We start from the raw sequence: 15,514 nt of genomic DNA, 5'->3' as shown, positions 1-15,514 counted from the left end.
TTATTTTTTATAACTGTCCATCTGTTCTTCCAGTTCATCCAGCAGCGTAATCAGCCGGTCTATTTCTTGGAGGTCCGTTTTTTCCGGTTCGATTGCTTCCAGTGTTTCCAGGAATTGATTGAAACGGTTTTTCAGCTCGACGACTTGGTCTTTACTTTCTGACGTGTCCATACATCCACCTCTTTCCACCATTGATATCGTATATTAAAAGCTGATCTTTTTCAATCTGATCTTTCCACTTGAGATTCATGTTTGTGCAGGTTCCGTTGCTCGACTTTGCGGGCGAAAGCCTTCTTGGCGCGGCTAGCCTGACAGAGAAGCTTCGCCGATGATCATAGTAACAGCTCGAACGCTCATAGCCCGGCCAGTTCAGCTCATACACCCTGCCCATGTGATCATTCGGCCCGGCTGCGTGATCATACCGCCCCCCGCCGTGATCATTGAACCGGCCGCCGTGCTCATAGCCTGGAAGCGCAGCTAATTTTGCCGGCAGATGAGAAGATACACATCAAAGCACGGAGCAAAATATTTTAAAATAAATGAAACAAAAGGGTTTACAGATGACTGAATAGATGGTATAGTCAGAATAATCAAATGAAAAGGAGGTCGTAGTTATAGAAACGAATCGAATCCTAGATAGGTAATTACAAAGGAGGGGATCCGTAACTGTCCAATTGAGGTTAGTCATTGGATAACTACGAATATACACATGCAAATTGAAGAAGAGCCAAATAATTAGAGACCTTGTCTGTTGGAGAAAGAATACAGACAAGGTCTCTTTTTATGTGCACTCATTGAGTCATTGAACTTTTACTTTCATACTCCTTGACCAGCTGATCGAGCGAGTGAAATTTATAGCCTTGTTTCTTCGCGTCGCGGATAAAATCAGGCAGAGCCTGTGCATTGTCAGGAGAAACGGTATGCATCAGGATTACAGCGCCGGGATGCAGCTGTTTCATTAATTCATTATAGGCGTGGTCTTTTCCTTTTGGCTGATCTTTATGCCAGTCAATGAATGCAACCGACCAAAAAATATGACGGTAACCCAGGTCATTTCCTGCCTGCAGCAATTTTGCATTGAATACACCTTCAGGCGGCCGCGCATAGACCGTGCGCCTCACACCGGCTACAGAATACAGTACTTCGTCAAGCTTTTCCCATTCTTCTTTCATCTGCTGTTCGGATAAATTAGCCATATTCGGATGGTCATAGGAATGGTTTCCGATCTCGTGTCCGTCCTTCACCATGCGCTTTACTAAATCACTGGCGCTCTTTACATAATGGCCGGTCAGGAAGAACGTAGCCGGCGTTTTTTCTTTTTTCAACGTATCCAAAATGCTTTCCGTATAACCATTTTCGTAGCCGTTATCAAATGTCAGATAGACAACCTTCTCTTCTCCTTGCCCCTTATAGATCGCTCCATGATCATCCAGCAGTTTATCAAGTTCTGATCCGGCAGAAGGAGGAACGCCGTCCGTCGCTTTCTTAAATCCCCAATGAAATTCCTCTGCTTTTACTGCGTACGGATTGACCAGAATACCCACGACCAGCAAAATGGAGCCTAATAAGATTCCGGAAATATGTTTAGCCATACATCACAACTCCTTTTATTAGAGCATGTGCTGTACGGCGGTAAATATGTATGGACGATTAACTGACCGGAGAAGCAGCAGCGGCATCACCTAAAAAGAATAAGTTCTATAATAAATCTTTTAAAGCAGGTTCTAATGAAGGATATTGAAAGGTAAAGCCGTTTTTCAGCAATTTTGCAGGCAGCACATGCTGTCCTTCCAATACAATAATGCTTTTTTCACCCAGTGCCAGCTCCATTGCGAAGCTTGGAACTGGAAACCAATGGGGCCTGCCTAATACTTTCCCAATTGTCTTGCCGAATGCATTCATATGCATAGGGCTCGGTGCCACAACATTTACCGGACCTTCCATTGTTTCGTTCTCCAATGAAAAGGTGATGGAGTTTGCCACGTCGGCTACATGGACCCATGAGAACCACTGATTGCCAGAACCGATTTTCCCGCCTGCAAATAATTGATAAGGCAATTTGATCAGCGGAAGTGCGCCGCCTTTTTTTCCTAAGACAATCCCGAAACGGGTGAAAACTGTGCGTACACCTAAATCTCCGGCATGCCCAGCAAGGTTTTCCCAGTCAAAGACGGTTTTTGCAAGAAAGTTATCGCCGACAGCAGCGGATGAATCTGTATATTCTGCAGTGAGCGAAGGCGGATAAATACCAATTGCACTCGCATTGACCAGTACACTTGGCTTTTCAGGAAGTATCCGCAGAATCCTTAATACTTCTTGAGTGGCTGTAATACGACTGTCATGAATCGCTTTTTTACGTTCAGATGTCCAGCGACCTTCATCGATGGAGACACCCGCTAAATTTACAATCGCATCAAGATGGCTGATTTCATTCTCAGGAGCTGCTTGATCCGTCAGCCACTGGACGTATTGAACGCCGTCTTGCTCATATGAAGGTTTGCGTGTCAAAATAATTACTTCATGTCCCTTTTGCTGAAGTTTTGCAGTCAAAATACTGCCGATAAATCCAGTTCCTCCTGTTATTGCCACTTTCATAACCGTTCCCCTCCAATCTATAAAAAATTAAATTGATACACTATTACTGACCATCATCTAAAGAAGCGGTATACTAAGACAAAGTAGGTGATGAAGAAGTGCCGCTTATTACCAAAATATCACAACAAAAACGAGATAGCGAACGTTATAATATTTTCGTCGATGAGCAGTATGCATTCAGTGTCCATGAATCTGTTTTAGTGAAATTTGAACTCACAAAGGGCATGGAATTGGACGACTGGGCATCAGATGAAATTGTCTATGCCGATCAAATTGAAAAAGCCTTTAACCGTGCACTGCATTTTTTATCTTTCCGCATGCGCAGTGAAATGGAAGTCAAAAAGAAACTTCTCGAAAAAGAGTATGGGGAAGCTGTGATCCTTGAAGCAATCGTTAAATTGAAACGTCTGGGCTTTTTGAATGATGAAGCATTTTCGGAAGCGCTTGTCCGGACGGAAAAAAACAGCACGCTGAAAGGCCCGAGAGCTATTCAGCAATCCCTTTATAAGAAAGGTATACCCAAAGAACTGCAAGCTCAAGCATTGGAGGAGTATTCTATGGAAGATCAAATGGCGAACGCGATGAAGCTTGCTGAGAAAACGATGCGCTCGAACAGTCAGCAGCCGCCCGCGCAGGTTAAGCAAAAAATACAGAACACACTGGCAAGAAAAGGTTTTTCCTATCAGCAGATTTCGGAAGTGCTGAGCAATCTGACAATTGAGCGCGATGAAGACGAATGGTCTGATATTACGGAAACTTTTGGTGAAAAAGCCTGGAGACGCTATCAAAGTAAATATTCGGGCTCAGACTTGCGTCAGCGCGTCAAGCAGTCAATGTATCAAAAAGGCATACCGCTCGCGCAAATCGATTTATTTATTGAAAAGAAAAGGAATGAAGAAGATGGATACTGAAAAACACTACAGCGAAATGAATGAAAATGAACTGCGCAGTGAAATTGGGGTCCTGATGGAGAAAGCGCGTAAGGCTGAACAGATGGGCATGATCAGTGAATATGCGGTTCATCAGCGCAAAGCGGTATTGGTGCAGTCCTATCTTGTGGATCCTGCAACGATCAAGCCGGGAGAAATCTACCGGATTGAAGCAGACGAAGGAGTCTTTTTCCAGGTCGATTACTTAAAGGGTTTATTTGCCTGGGGATATCGCTTAGGCGGAGAGAAGGCAATCGAAGCTTTGCCGCTTGCTATGCTGAAAGATGTGAAGAGCGGAAAATAAGAACGGGGCTGTCCGGAAAGTCATTTTCATCTGACTTGTTGGATAGTTCTTATTTTTTACTGTTAACGGTGGGTAATAGGATTGGTCCGCTAGACAGTCAGTTTGGTTCGTTTAAAGATTGGATTGGTGCGGCAAGACAGCGGAAACGCGCGCTCACTGCAAGCTTTGGTTCGTTTCTGCCACAGTTTGGTGCGTCTGCTTGGACAGCCGGGAGTTATTGCATTAGAAAAAGCTGTCCCGAAAGTCATTATAACTTTCAGGACAGCCGCGTGTTCTAATTATTCGGCGCAAAGTTCAGCTTTTTGCGCAGTTTGTCTTCTGAAAAAATCCAGCCGGTATAGGAATTCACGACCTCGAGATTTTCGTCTACATGCGCAACGGCGACGAAGGGATAGTAGCCTTTACTGCGGTATCGCAAATCGATCAGACGGACTTCACACACATCCCCTTTATGTGTGACCGACCATCGGTAAAGTGGCGAAAAGGATACAAACGCCTGCATATTCGGATCTTCCAAAGCGACCGAAACTTCTTTTGAAACGGGCATCGGTTCACGTTTAAAACGATCGTATATGGTAATGGAACGGCCATAAGCCCGTCCTACATAGTGATCAACGTCAGTTGTAGCGGCTATACGCCACTGAAAGAAGTTCATAGTCGGTGCAATGAAAATATCTGCAGCGCCGGGCACAGTTTTTTTGACAGCGCGTTTCACAGCTCCTTTTAGAGCGAAGCGAAGTAAATAATAGAAAAAGATTACAATATATAATGTGGCCATTGTCACAACGGGATCCGTTCCTAAAATCCAAGCTAAAATCGCAATTACATGAAGCCCAAAAATAATTGGGTCAAATGTGTTGATGACGCCGATCGCCACCCATTTTTGTGAAAATGGCCTAAGCGCCTGCGTGCCGTATGAATTAAAGATATCTACAAAGACATGAATGAATACTGCTAAAAAAGTCCATGCCCATACATGCAGGAATACGGCGCCGGGCACAATAAATGTCAGCAGAATAGATATCAGCAGTGGCCACAGCATGACCGCCGGAACGGAATGGGTAATTCCCCGGTGATTACGCAAATAAACCGCGTTATTTCGAAGTTTCAATACAGTATCGATATCAGGAATTAGCGAACCGACCATGATACCGGCAAAAACTGCACCCATTGTGGAAGGGTCATTTGCAACCGTATAATCGGCAAGTGCCAGTCCGCTGATGGCAACGCCCATGGCAATATGTGTACCTGTATCCAAGTCATCACTCCTTTTCCTTACAGAAAGAGTCGAAAAATGTCTGAAGTTACTATTAATTATATACCCTTTTCCCTCAGAACTAAAAGCATAAGAATTGAAAAGTGAGGTTGCTATGCAAATTATTGAACAAAAGAAAGCATTCCAGCAGGCTTTGCTGACATGGTATCAAGCTGAAAAAAGAGATCTTCCCTGGAGAAGAACGAATAATCCCTATTATATCTGGGTATCTGAAGTCATGCTGCAGCAAACGCGTGTGGAGACAGTCATACCTTATTATGAACGTTTTATTGAAAAGTTTCCTACTATGGCAGATCTGTCAGGTGCGGGAGAAGAAGAGATCCTCAAAATGTGGGAAGGGCTCGGCTATTATTCGCGCGTACGGAATTTACAGTCAGGCGTAAGGGAAGTAGTCGAGACATATGGCGGCATTGTGCCCGATAACCGCAAAGAAATATCTGCTTTAAAAGGGGTCGGACCTTATACGGCGGGGGCAATTCTGAGTATTGCATACGGTGTGCCGGAACACGCGGTGGACGGGAATGTCATGCGCGTGCTCTCACGAATTTTATTGATTGAAGAAGATATTGCGCTGCCGCGAAATAAGAAATTATTCGAGCAGGCTGTAATGGAGCTGATTTCTGAAGAAGATCCTTCTTCCTTCAATCAAGCACTGATGGAACTGGGCGCGACGATCTGTACACCGAATCCCCATTGTTTACTATGCCCGGTTCGCGACTATTGCATCGCTTTTGAGGAAGGTAAACAGCAGCAACTGCCAATTAAGAGTAAAAAACAAAAAATGAAGCATCTTAAACTCGGCGCATTTGCTGTTCAAAATGAAGAAGGTAATTGGCTTATGCAAAAGAGGCCGGGAAAAGGTCTACTGGCAGGTCTATGGGAATTTCCTATGATCGTCTTGGAGGACACTGCTGCTGCAGAAGCATTTGAAACACAAACAGGCATTACACTGAGGAACGTAACGAAAACGACCGAGTTTGTGCATGTCTTCTCGCATATTACGTGGGAGATCGACGCATACCGGGCACAAACCGCCGGAACGCCGATCAGTGAAGAGCTGACATTTTTCAGCAGAGAACAAATTGAAGCACTTGCAAAGCCTAAACCTGTCCTGAAAATCATCGAAAGTCTTGATTGGTAAAAACTGCATGTTTTTAAGTGCATAAATAAGAGTGCAGTGGACATCATAAGGGGCACGGAGGTGAATAATCCATGCCTAAGCAACCAAAACGCAATGCTCAGAACGATCCATCTCAAACAGATGCGAATCAAGTGCGCCAACAGAATGCGCAGTCTGCTATGCAGCAGCCAATGAATGAAGAGTTTGCTTCTGAAACGGACGTGAACCAGGTCCGTCAGCAAAATGCGCAGTCTGCTGGTAAAATGCAGTCCGCTTCCTCTTCTATGCAGTCATCCATGAATGAGGAATATGCATCTGAAACAGATGTGAATCATGTAAAAGAGCAGAACCGTCAAGCAGAAGCCAATAAGCAGAATGCTTCGGGTGCACGTGCGAACCAATATAAAGGTTCAGAGTAAGTATGGACATCGCCGACCGGTAGAAATGGCTAATATAAGCCGTTTCTACCGGTTTTCTTATACATAAAAACGTTCTCCGGTCCCTTGAAAATGAAGCAAATATGAAATAGTTGGTTGAATCGTTTTAAATTTGGGAAAGCAGTTGGTATAATGAACAGATAGCAAGGGCAGCGGCATTGGGCTCAAAGGTGGTAGAAAAAATGGCAATCCCAAAAGAAGGAGAAACGATTCAGATTCACAGCTACAAACATAACGGCAAGATTCACCGTGTCTGGCAGGAAACGCTCGTTTTAAAAGGTACCCGCAACATTATCATTGGCGGAAATGAACGAACTCTTGTGACAGAATCAGACGGCCGGACTTGGTTGACGCGTGAGCCTTCCATTTGTTATTTTCATGCGGAAAACTGGTTTAATATCATCTGCATGCTGCGGGAAGACGGCGTTTACTATTATGTCAACATGAGCTCACCGTTTGTATTTGATGAAAAGTCTTTGAAATATATTGATTATGACTTAGACGTTAAAGTGTTCCCGGATATGAGTTATTTGATTTTGGACGAAGATGAGTATGCCGATCATAAGCGCCAAATGAATTATCCGGAAGTCATCGATCAGATCCTGCAAGCAAACTTAACGCAATTGCTGGGCTGGATCAAGCAGAGAAAAGGTCCGTTTGCACCCGATTTCATCGACGTATGGACTTCACGGTATGAGTTTTATAAACAGCTTCAGGAAGAGTAAAGAACAACCTGCTTGCCTTTGTGCGAGTCAGGTTTTTTTGTAGGAGGCACAATATGGGCGAAAGTATTAAACGCTATCTTCAATTTGTAAAGCCTTATAACTGGCAGATTATTTTCACAGTTTTCATCGGGGTTGTAAAATTTGCAATTCCTTTATTTCTGCCGCTATTAATGAAAATCGTCATTGACGACATTATCGGTTCACCGACGATGTCCGATCCTGATAAAACAAAATACTTATTTTATTGGCTGGGCGGCACAACGATATTATTCTTTTTAATTCGGCCGCCTGTGGAATATTACCGACAATACTATGCACAGCTTGTCAGTAATAAAATTCTATTTGATATCCGTCAGTCATTGTACGGGCATCTGCAGAAACTGGGCCTGCGTTTTTATTCGAATACCCGGGCAGGTGAAGTCATCTCCAGAGTGATCAATGACGTAGAGCAGACAAAGAACTTCGTCATGATTGGCTTAATGAATGTCTGGCTAGACTTGGCCACAATTATTATTGCCATCTGTATCATGCTGACCCTGGATGTGAATCTGACACTTGTGACACTGCTGGCATTTCCGTTTTACGCATTCAGCGTCAAGCACTTCTTTGGGAAACTTCGTGAATTGACACGCAAACGCTCGCAGGCACTTGCTGATGTGCAGAGTTATCTGCATGAACGGGTGGCGGGCATGAGTATCATCAAAAGTTTCGCAATTGAGGATAAAGAGCAGGAACGTTTTGACGAAGTCAATAATAACTTTCTGGAACGCGCGATTGACCATACGAGATGGAATGCAAAAGCGTTTGCTGTGGTGAATACCATTACAGACGTCGCACCGCTGCTCGTTATTGGCTATGCGGGTTATCAAGTGATCAACGGTTCTTTGTCTGTCGGTACTATGGTTGCGTTTATTGCATTCATTGAACGACTTTATTCTCCGCTCCGCAGACTCGTCAATGCATCCACTTCACTGACACAGTCGTTCGCTTCAATGGACCGGGTGCTTGATTTGATGAATGAAGAGTACGATATCGTGGATAAAGCAAATGCCAAACCGCTGCCGGCAATCGATGGAGAAATCCAGTTCGATCAAGTTTCTTTCGCTTATGAAGAAGAAGCAGTGCTGAGAAACATCAGCCTGACAATCCGTCCGGGAGAAACAGCAGCCCTTGTCGGGATGAGCGGGGGAGGAAAGTCGACGATCATCAGTTTGATTCCGCGCTTTTACGATGTTACTTCCGGTGCCATACGCATTGACGGCAAAGATATCCGGGATGTAACCGTAAAATCCGTGCGCGATCAGATCGGGATGGTACTGCAGGATTCGATTCTATTCAGTGATTCTGTCAAAAGTAATATTTTGATGGGCAAGCCTGAAGCGACAGAAGAAGAAGTAATTGAAGCTGCTAAAGCTGCAAACGCGCATGAATTCATTGAGGCACTGTCGGAAGGCTATGATACACGAGTAGGTGAACGCGGTGTGAAATTATCTGGCGGGCAGAAACAGCGTATTGCAATTGCAAGGGTATTTTTGAAAAATCCGGCACTGCTGATCCTGGATGAAGCGACATCTGCGCTGGATCTCGAAAGTGAGGCGCTGATTCAGGATTCTCTTGATCGTTTAGCACACGAACGGACGACGCTGATCGTAGCCCACCGTCTGTCGACTATTACACATGCAGACTGTATTTATGTGATAGACCACGGCGAATTAAAAGAATCGGGAACACACCGGGAATTGATGGAAAAGAACGGGACGTACGCTGGATTGTTCAATCGTCAAGAGCTGGGATAATTAGAAAAAACGCCGGTATGAGAAATTTCTCATACCGGCGTTTTTCAATAAAATTCATCTTCTAATGTGTTTTCTTCATCTTCATAGCGAGTTTGATAAGAGGACATTAGCGTATCTAAATGCTCCAGCTGCTCTTCATAATTTAATATGGAAGAAAGGATATGGAGCAAATGATAGGCAGAAAACTCTTCATCTTCTTTCGTAATAGCGATTTCTTTGGCGAAAATCTCCATTACTTCCTGGCGCTGAATAAATTCGTTATGCAGTTCGGATTCATCGCGGTCTGCTTTCAGCTTGCCGACGAATTTCAAATGAAGCTGCTCATGATAGACGAGCAATGCTTCGAGACGTTCCTGAATCATCATTCTGAAGTGTTCAGGCAAATTGATCAGTTCATTCTCAAATTCATGCAGTCTTTTCAGCACATCATAACTGCTCCGTGTCGTTGCAATCATTTGCCTGTAGACGACAAGCCGCCTTGCTTTGGCAGCGGAAGTTTTCTTGAAATAACTGCGTTCTTCTTTAAACAGCAGATACAGCTGATCGATCTGAATCAGACGTTCTTTCAGCTTGCTAAGTGATTTTTTAGTGGCCGAATGCTCAGAAGCCTGTCGGCCGGCTAAACGCGTCCAACGAATAATCTCATCTTGCGCCTGGTGAATCGCCTGAAAAAGTTTGGTTTCATATTTAGGCGGCATAAAAATTAAATTCACTAGAAATGCCGCAAGTACACCGACTAAAATAGTGGCGACCCGCAGGAGAGCGAAAGTTAAGAAGTCATCTCCTTTTACTTCCATGACAGCAATCATTGTGACAAGCGCGAGTGAAATCGATTTTTCGAGACCCAGCTTCAGCATGATGATCATGACGATGACGGCTGCCAAACCGACAATCATTAACTGAGGACCGAAAATCAGCGTAAATAGAACGGCCACCGTTGCGCCGATCAAATTCCCCTGTAATTGTTCCACTATCGTTAAATACGATCTATAAATAGATGGCTGGATTGCGAAGATCGCTGCAATTCCTGCAAATACTGCGGTTGGCAGCTCCAGTAATTGTGCAATAAATAAGGCGATGACAATCGCAATACCCGTTTTGAAGACGCGGGCACCAAGTTTCATTGGGTAATTCCTTTCCTGAAAAAGCTCTTTTTTGCTACTTTACAATATTGCTGCAAGACGGTCAATGCATTCGTTACGCTATTGCGTTAAATGAACGGTCGACGGCTTCCAATGTTTCCTTTACATCCTCTTCTGTATGCGCAGTAGTCAGGAACCATGCTTCATACTTCGAAGGGGCAAGGTTGATGCCGTTTTTCAGCATTTCTTTGAAGAAACGCCCAAACATCTCGCCGTCCGTATCTTCAGCCTGCTGGTAGTTGTTAACCGTCACATCTGTGAAGAAGAGAGTCAATGCGCCGCCTAAGCGGTTAATCGTCATTTTGATGCCGTGTTTCTTCGCCAGCTGTAAAATTCCTTCTTCCAAGATACCGCCGAGTCGATCCATTTCTTCGTAGACACCGGGCTCCTGCAGTACTTCGAGACAGGCAATGCCTGACAGAATAGAAGCTGGATTCCCAGCCATTGTTCCTGCCTGATATGCAGGCCCGAGCGGGGCAACCTGTTCCATGATCTCTTTCTTGCCGCCATATGCGCCAATCGGCAGGCCGCCTCCGATGATTTTACCGAAAGCCGTCAAGTCCGGCTGCAGACCAAGCATGGTTTGTGCGGCGCCGTAATGAAAACGGAATGCAGTTATGACTTCATCGTAGACTGTCAGCACACCTTTAGAGGCAGCTAACTCATGAACAAGTTCAAGAAAACCTTCATTCGGCTCTACGATACCAAAGTTACCGACAATCGGTTCAATTAGAATACAAGCAAGCTCATCTCCCCATTGATCCATTGCGGCTCTGTAACTGTCAGGATCGTTAAATGGAATGGTGATGACTTCTTTGGCGATGGATGCAGGCACCCCGGCTGAGTCAGGAATACCGAGTGTTGCTGGTCCTGAACCTGCAGCGACAAGCACGAGATCCGAGTGGCCGTGATAGCAGCCGGCGAATTTCATGATCTTTGTACGTCCGGTGAAGGCGCGTGAAACACGAATTGTCGTCATGACGGCTTCTGTCCCGGAATTGACGAAGCGAACCTTATCCATTCCGGGTATCGCGTCTTTCAGCATTTTGGCAAACTTCACTTCGTGGCGGGTTGGTGTCCCGTATAATATGCCGTTTTCAGCCGCTTTTGTGATTGCTTTTGTAATATGAGGATGTGCGTGTCCTGTAATGATCGGTCCGTACGCTCCTAAATAGTCGATATATCGATTGCCGTCTACATCATAAAAATAAGCACCTTGCGCGCGGTCCATAACAGTGGGAGCTCCGCCGCCAACCGCCTTGTATCCGCGGGATGGGCTGTTAACGCCTCCGACAATATGTTCACATGCTTCGGCGTAGATTGCTTCTGAGTTTTTACGGTTCATAAGTGAATTCCTCCAAATCAATTATACGCTCTCTATTTTAGCACTATTCCCCCTTAAGTCTCCACCTTCAGAACCTATTGCAGTAAATTGAAAAGTATAAGTATTTCAGCTACGATAAGTGTGAAAGAAGTTTAGAAGATGAACATTTCATTACTTATTGAGGAGGATTTTCTATGGATAAATTGGAAGGATTGCATGCACCGGTATTCTCTTTGCCGAATGAAAATGGGAAAGAAGTTTCTTTAGAGAGCTTTAAAGGTGAAAAGTATGTGGTGCTGTATTTTTATCCGAAAGATTCAACACCTGGCTGTACGACAGAGGCATGTGATTTTCGTGATAATATGAATGACTTTGAAAAATTGAATGCAGTGATTTTAGGCGTCAGTCCCGACAAAGAAGCATCACACCAGAAGTTCATTGAAAAACATGGTCTGCCGTTTTCGTTGCTTGTCGACGAAAATCATGCGGTCGCTGAACAATACGGGGTGTGGAAATTGAAGAAGAACTTCGGTAAAGAATATATGGGAATTGAGCGTTCAACATTCCTGATCGATCCGACCGGCACAGTAGTAAAAGAGTGGCGGAAAGTTCGAGTGAAGGGGCATGTGGAAGACGCGCTTGCAACGTTGCAGCAATTAATTGGGGAGGCCTGACTATGAAGATTGTTTTCACATTCAGAATTAAATCTGCTTTTAAAGAAAAACTCGAGCAGAGGTTTCCTGACGCAGAATTTGTATATGTGTCTTCCATCGAAGAAGCTTCAATAGAAGATGCGGACGTGATTGCGACAGAGGGAGGCGACCTGACTGAAGCGATCGTCGAAAGAGCCGAGGAACTGAAGTGGGTGATGGTTGCAGCGGTCGGTGTCAATGATTTGCCGCTGAAAGCGTTGGAAAGAAAAGGTGTTATCGTGACAAACTCAAGAGGCGTCCATAAAGCTCCTCTGGCTGAATCGGTGCTTGCTCATCTTTTATCACTGGATAGAGGCCTGCCCGGTATATACGAAAGACAGGCAGAAAAAAAGTGGAAGCTCGATAAAATACCCGGGGAAGTAAATGGCTCGACAGCACTGATTGTAGGAACCGGCGCAATCGGCGGCGAAATTGGAAGACTGCTGCAGGCGTTCCGCGTTCATACAATCGGCTGCAACCGTTCGGGTCATGAAGTTGAATCTATGGATGAAACAATTAAGATGCCGGCTCTGCTGGACAGACTCCCCGATGCAGACTATGTGATATCTATTTTGCCGAGTACTGAAGAAACTAAATGGATTTATCAGCCTGAGCATTTCAAAGCGATGAAAGAATCCGCAATCTTTGTGAATGTCGGAAGAGGGGATGCCGTGAAGACTCAAACTATTATGGAAGCATTAGAAAACAATGAAATTCATCATGCTGTTCTCGATGTTTTCGAAGAAGAACCGCTTCCTGAAGTTAGCCCGCTCTGGAGTCTTCCGAATTGTACGGTGTCACCTCATATGTCCAGTTTATCGGGCCAGTATATTAAACGTTCACTTGATATTATGGAAACGAATCTGGATAAATGGATGACAGGAGATCGCAAACTGATCAATCAGGTGGATTTGGACAAAGGCTATTGATAAGTATTCATGGCATGTAATTCATAAAAGTCAGCACAAAAGTTGACATTTGCACCCTTCATTGAGTAAACTAATTATAATGATTATAAAGAAGTAATCTTTATGAAGTGAGGTGCATTACGATGCCGGGAATAGTTTTGAAAGATGCGCTTGTAACATTGAAAGAAAGCGGTGTTAGAATCACTCCGCAGAGACATGCCATTCTTGAATATTTGATCACTTCTCATACTCACCCGACAGCAGATGAAATTTACAAAGCACTTGAAGCGGATTTTCCTAATATGAGTGTCGCAACGGTCTATAATAATTTACGTGTATTTCAGAATTCCGGACTTGTAAAAGAGCTGACCTACGGGGATGCTTCAAGCCGCTTCGATTTTGTTACACATGATCATTACCATATTATTTGTGACGATTGCGGAAAAATTGTTGATTTCCATCATCCGGGTCTTGAGGAAGTGGAACGGCTGGCCGCACATGTAACAGGATTTAAAGTGAATTCACACCGTTTGGAAGTTTACGGTACATGTCCGGAATGTGCAGCAGCCCAACAAACAGAAGCAAAATAAAAAGAGTGCAGCTCATAGAGCCTGCACTCTTTTTATTTTGATGACTCATCATGAGGCATTTTTGTTTTATTGTACGATACGTCAAACTCTTTGCCTTCTAATTCTGGATCCAGTGTCAGCGGCTCACGGCAATGCCCGCACATATCCACGCGGCCCAGCATTTTTGTGTGCTTACCGCAATTCGGACATTTAATTCTGACGGCTCGCGTGGAAAGAGTTCCGATCCAAGCGTAAACAACTGTACTTGCGATGATGGCGAGCACACCCAGGAACATGAAAATCAGCATGACAATTTCATTTTTACGGAAGAAAATACCGATATACATAATGACGACTCCGATGAAAATGAGCGACAAAGCAAATGAACGGATGCGATTTATTTTATTTTTATATGGTTTCATCTAAAATATCCTCCTCACACTATCCTCACCTAATATATCATATTCTTAAATAAATGCAGTACAAACTCTCTTTAATTAAAGGATTTTATGTGAAATCGTCGAAATAGAGTATTCGAGACGATCAAGAAAGTACTGGGAGGCGAAGATGTGGAACAAATGTTAAGGCCGATATACCAGGAGCGAGCAAGTCAAACAGATACGTTAAGTGTGCTTCTTATAGAAAACCAAAGAACGGATGATCCAATTACAGATGCATTCGATGAGGTTCTCTTCATTATCTCTTCCAACAATGAAATGCCAATTCAAACGAAGCACTATACTGACGGAGAGCGTAAAGCGGCAATGCATACAATCAGTGAGAAGCAATTAACACATTGGCTGCTGGTAGGGACGAATAAAAAAATCATCGACTGGCTGATCTTAGGAAAGATTTATTTTGATAGAGATGAATATGCAGAACGTCTGAAACAGCGTCTGTCTGAAGAACCGCTTTTCGGCAGAAGCGTAAAAATGGGGATGGAACTTGCAAAAATGATTCGCGCTTATAATGAAGGGAAAATTCATTTTGAAAGAAAACAATACATGGATTCTTATATTAACGCTCTGAATTGTCTGCGGTATCTGGCGAGAATGGTTGCGATTAAGCATAATACGCTGCCTGAGAAAACTGCATGGTCCCAAATGAAGAAAGTAGATCCTTCCGTTTATAAGTTATATGAAGAATTGATAGGCAGCGAAGAAGATTTGGAGAAACGGCTGGACTTAGTATTTCTGGCAAGTGAATTTTTTATCCATAACTACACCAACGAAGCTTCAGAGCATCTGTTGAATATACTTGACCAAAAAGATTCCTGGACTATCCAGGAACTGTATGATTATCAAGAGCTTTCGCTGTATTCCTCAAACCTTGAGTTTTTTATTGAGTATCTGGTGGATAAGCAACTGATTGAAATTATTTGTATACCTTCAAAAAATGAGTTGCTGTATCATAGACAGTACAGGTCAATAAGAGGAAGAAATGTATTGTAGAGCGGTTTGTCAATCGCTCTATAACTTTTTTAGAAAAGTTGTTGACTTTAGAAACAAGAGCATGTTAATATAATGAATGTCGCTTGAGGGAAACGAACTTACAGCGCGCAACACGCTCAAAAAAACATTTTAAAAAATGCTTGACGAGCGTAAAGAAGATATGGTAGATTAGAGAAGTCGCTTTTGCAGGACAAACCAAATGAACCTTGAAAACTGAACAGCAAAACGTTAACGAAATACAGTTTG

17 protein-coding genes are annotated in these 15,514 nt (G+C 43.7%); 10 read left to right on the top strand and 7 right to left on the bottom strand.

Translation table 11 applies throughout. The annotated features are described in order from the left end of the window. The 3 genes from GDZ68_RS18080 to GDZ68_RS09755 all read right to left on the bottom strand — a co-directional run bounded on the left by GDZ68_RS18080 (position 1) and on the right by GDZ68_RS09755 (position 2,595). A complete protein-coding gene (locus tag GDZ68_RS18080; RefSeq protein WP_194841118.1) occupies positions 1-171 on the bottom strand; it encodes an SE1561 family protein in 171 nt (56 codons plus the stop codon). A 620-nt stretch (positions 172-791) separates the two neighbouring features. Then, entirely contained in the window at positions 792-1,592 is an 801-nt protein-coding gene (gene pdaA / locus GDZ68_RS09760; protein ID WP_153722111.1) for a delta-lactam-biosynthetic de-N-acetylase, read from the bottom strand. A gap of 106 nt (positions 1,593-1,698) precedes the next feature. Then, positions 1,699-2,595 carry a TIGR01777 family oxidoreductase gene (locus tag GDZ68_RS09755; RefSeq protein WP_153722110.1) on the bottom strand — a complete coding sequence of 299 codons (897 nt, stop codon included), beginning with the start codon at positions 2,593-2,595 and terminating at the stop codon, positions 1,699-1,701. Positions 2,596-2,693: 98 nt separating this feature from the next. Between GDZ68_RS09755 and recX the strand changes: the two genes are divergently transcribed. Together recX and GDZ68_RS09745 are read left to right on the top strand one after the other, a co-directional pair. Continuing rightward, entirely contained in the window at positions 2,694-3,506 is an 813-nt protein-coding gene (recX, locus tag GDZ68_RS09750) for a recombination regulator RecX (protein WP_153722109.1), read from the top strand. Then, positions 3,496-3,828 carry a YfhH family protein gene (locus GDZ68_RS09745; protein ID WP_153722108.1) on the top strand — a complete coding sequence of 111 codons (333 nt, stop codon included), beginning with the start codon at positions 3,496-3,498 and terminating at the stop codon, positions 3,826-3,828. Before recX ends, GDZ68_RS09745 begins: the two co-directional genes overlap by 11 nt. Before the next feature lie 274 nt (positions 3,829-4,102). Here the strand turns inward: GDZ68_RS09745 and GDZ68_RS09740 are convergent, their stop codons facing one another. Next, the gene (locus GDZ68_RS09740; protein ID WP_153722107.1) at positions 4,103-5,086 is read right to left on the bottom strand and encodes a metal-dependent hydrolase; all 984 of its coding nucleotides are present in this window, start codon (positions 5,084-5,086) and stop codon (positions 4,103-4,105) included. Between the two features lie 112 nt (positions 5,087-5,198). Here GDZ68_RS09740 and mutY point away from each other — a divergent pair, with 112 nt between their 5' ends. From mutY to GDZ68_RS09720, 4 genes are all read left to right on the top strand, one after another. Continuing rightward, a complete protein-coding gene (gene mutY / locus GDZ68_RS09735) occupies positions 5,199-6,245 on the top strand; it encodes an A/G-specific adenine glycosylase (protein ID WP_153722106.1) in 1,047 nt (348 codons plus the stop codon). A 71-nt stretch (positions 6,246-6,316) separates the two neighbouring features. Then, entirely contained in the window at positions 6,317-6,643 is a 327-nt protein-coding gene (locus tag GDZ68_RS09730) for a gamma-type small acid-soluble spore protein (RefSeq protein WP_153722105.1), read from the top strand. A 200-nt stretch (positions 6,644-6,843) separates the two neighbouring features. Beyond that, positions 6,844-7,386, top strand: coding sequence for a nucleoside tri-diphosphate phosphatase (gene ntdP / locus GDZ68_RS09725; RefSeq protein WP_153722104.1), 543 nt, complete (start codon positions 6,844-6,846; stop codon positions 7,384-7,386). A 53-nt stretch (positions 7,387-7,439) separates the two neighbouring features. Then, complete coding sequence (locus GDZ68_RS09720) at positions 7,440-9,182, top strand: ABC transporter ATP-binding protein (RefSeq protein WP_153722103.1); 1,743 nt, start codon at positions 7,440-7,442, stop codon at positions 9,180-9,182. Between the two features lie 44 nt (positions 9,183-9,226). Here GDZ68_RS09720 and GDZ68_RS09715 read toward each other — a convergent pair whose 3' ends face one another. Then, positions 9,227-10,306 (bottom strand): FUSC family protein, encoded by a 1,080-nt coding sequence (locus GDZ68_RS09715; protein WP_153722102.1) that lies wholly within the window; start codon positions 10,304-10,306, stop codon positions 9,227-9,229. Between the two features lie 73 nt (positions 10,307-10,379). Further along, on the bottom strand, positions 10,380-11,669 hold the full coding sequence (locus GDZ68_RS09710; protein ID WP_153722101.1) for a glutamate-1-semialdehyde 2,1-aminomutase: 1,290 nt from the start codon (positions 11,667-11,669) through the stop codon (positions 10,380-10,382). A 173-nt stretch (positions 11,670-11,842) separates the two neighbouring features. On the opposite strand from GDZ68_RS09710, the gene bcp reads away from it, so the two are divergent. The 3 genes from bcp (at position 11,843) to perR (ending at position 13,838) form a co-directional block, all read left to right on the top strand. After that, positions 11,843-12,322, top strand: a complete 480-nt coding sequence (gene bcp / locus GDZ68_RS09705) for a thioredoxin-dependent thiol peroxidase (protein ID WP_153722100.1) — start codon at positions 11,843-11,845, stop codon at positions 12,320-12,322. Positions 12,323-12,324: 2 nt separating this feature from the next. Next, a complete protein-coding gene (locus GDZ68_RS09700; RefSeq protein WP_153722099.1) occupies positions 12,325-13,269 on the top strand; it encodes a D-2-hydroxyacid dehydrogenase in 945 nt (314 codons plus the stop codon). A 122-nt stretch (positions 13,270-13,391) separates the two neighbouring features. After that, a complete protein-coding gene (perR, locus tag GDZ68_RS09695) occupies positions 13,392-13,838 on the top strand; it encodes a peroxide-responsive transcriptional repressor PerR (RefSeq protein WP_153722098.1) in 447 nt (148 codons plus the stop codon). Positions 13,839-13,870: 32 nt separating this feature from the next. On the opposite strand, the gene GDZ68_RS09690 is transcribed toward perR, so the two are convergent. Further along, positions 13,871-14,239: a YgzB family protein gene (locus tag GDZ68_RS09690; protein ID WP_153722097.1), complete on the bottom strand. Its 369-nt coding sequence runs from the start codon at positions 14,237-14,239 to the stop codon at positions 13,871-13,873. 156 nt (positions 14,240-14,395) lie between these two features. Here GDZ68_RS09690 and GDZ68_RS09685 point away from each other — a divergent pair, with 156 nt between their 5' ends. Further along, complete coding sequence (locus tag GDZ68_RS09685; RefSeq protein ID WP_309296360.1) at positions 14,396-15,268, top strand: nucleotidyltransferase-like protein; 873 nt, start codon at positions 14,396-14,398, stop codon at positions 15,266-15,268. Positions 15,269-15,514: the final 246 nt, after the last annotated feature.

Origin of the sequence: Sporosarcina cascadiensis, from assembly GCF_009650995.1 — a bacterium.
Taxonomy (GTDB): domain Bacteria; phylum Bacillota; class Bacilli; order Bacillales_A; family Planococcaceae; genus Sporosarcina; species Sporosarcina cascadiensis.
Note: the sequence above shows the minus strand (reverse complement) of the source record. Positions and strands in the feature narration are given on the sequence as shown.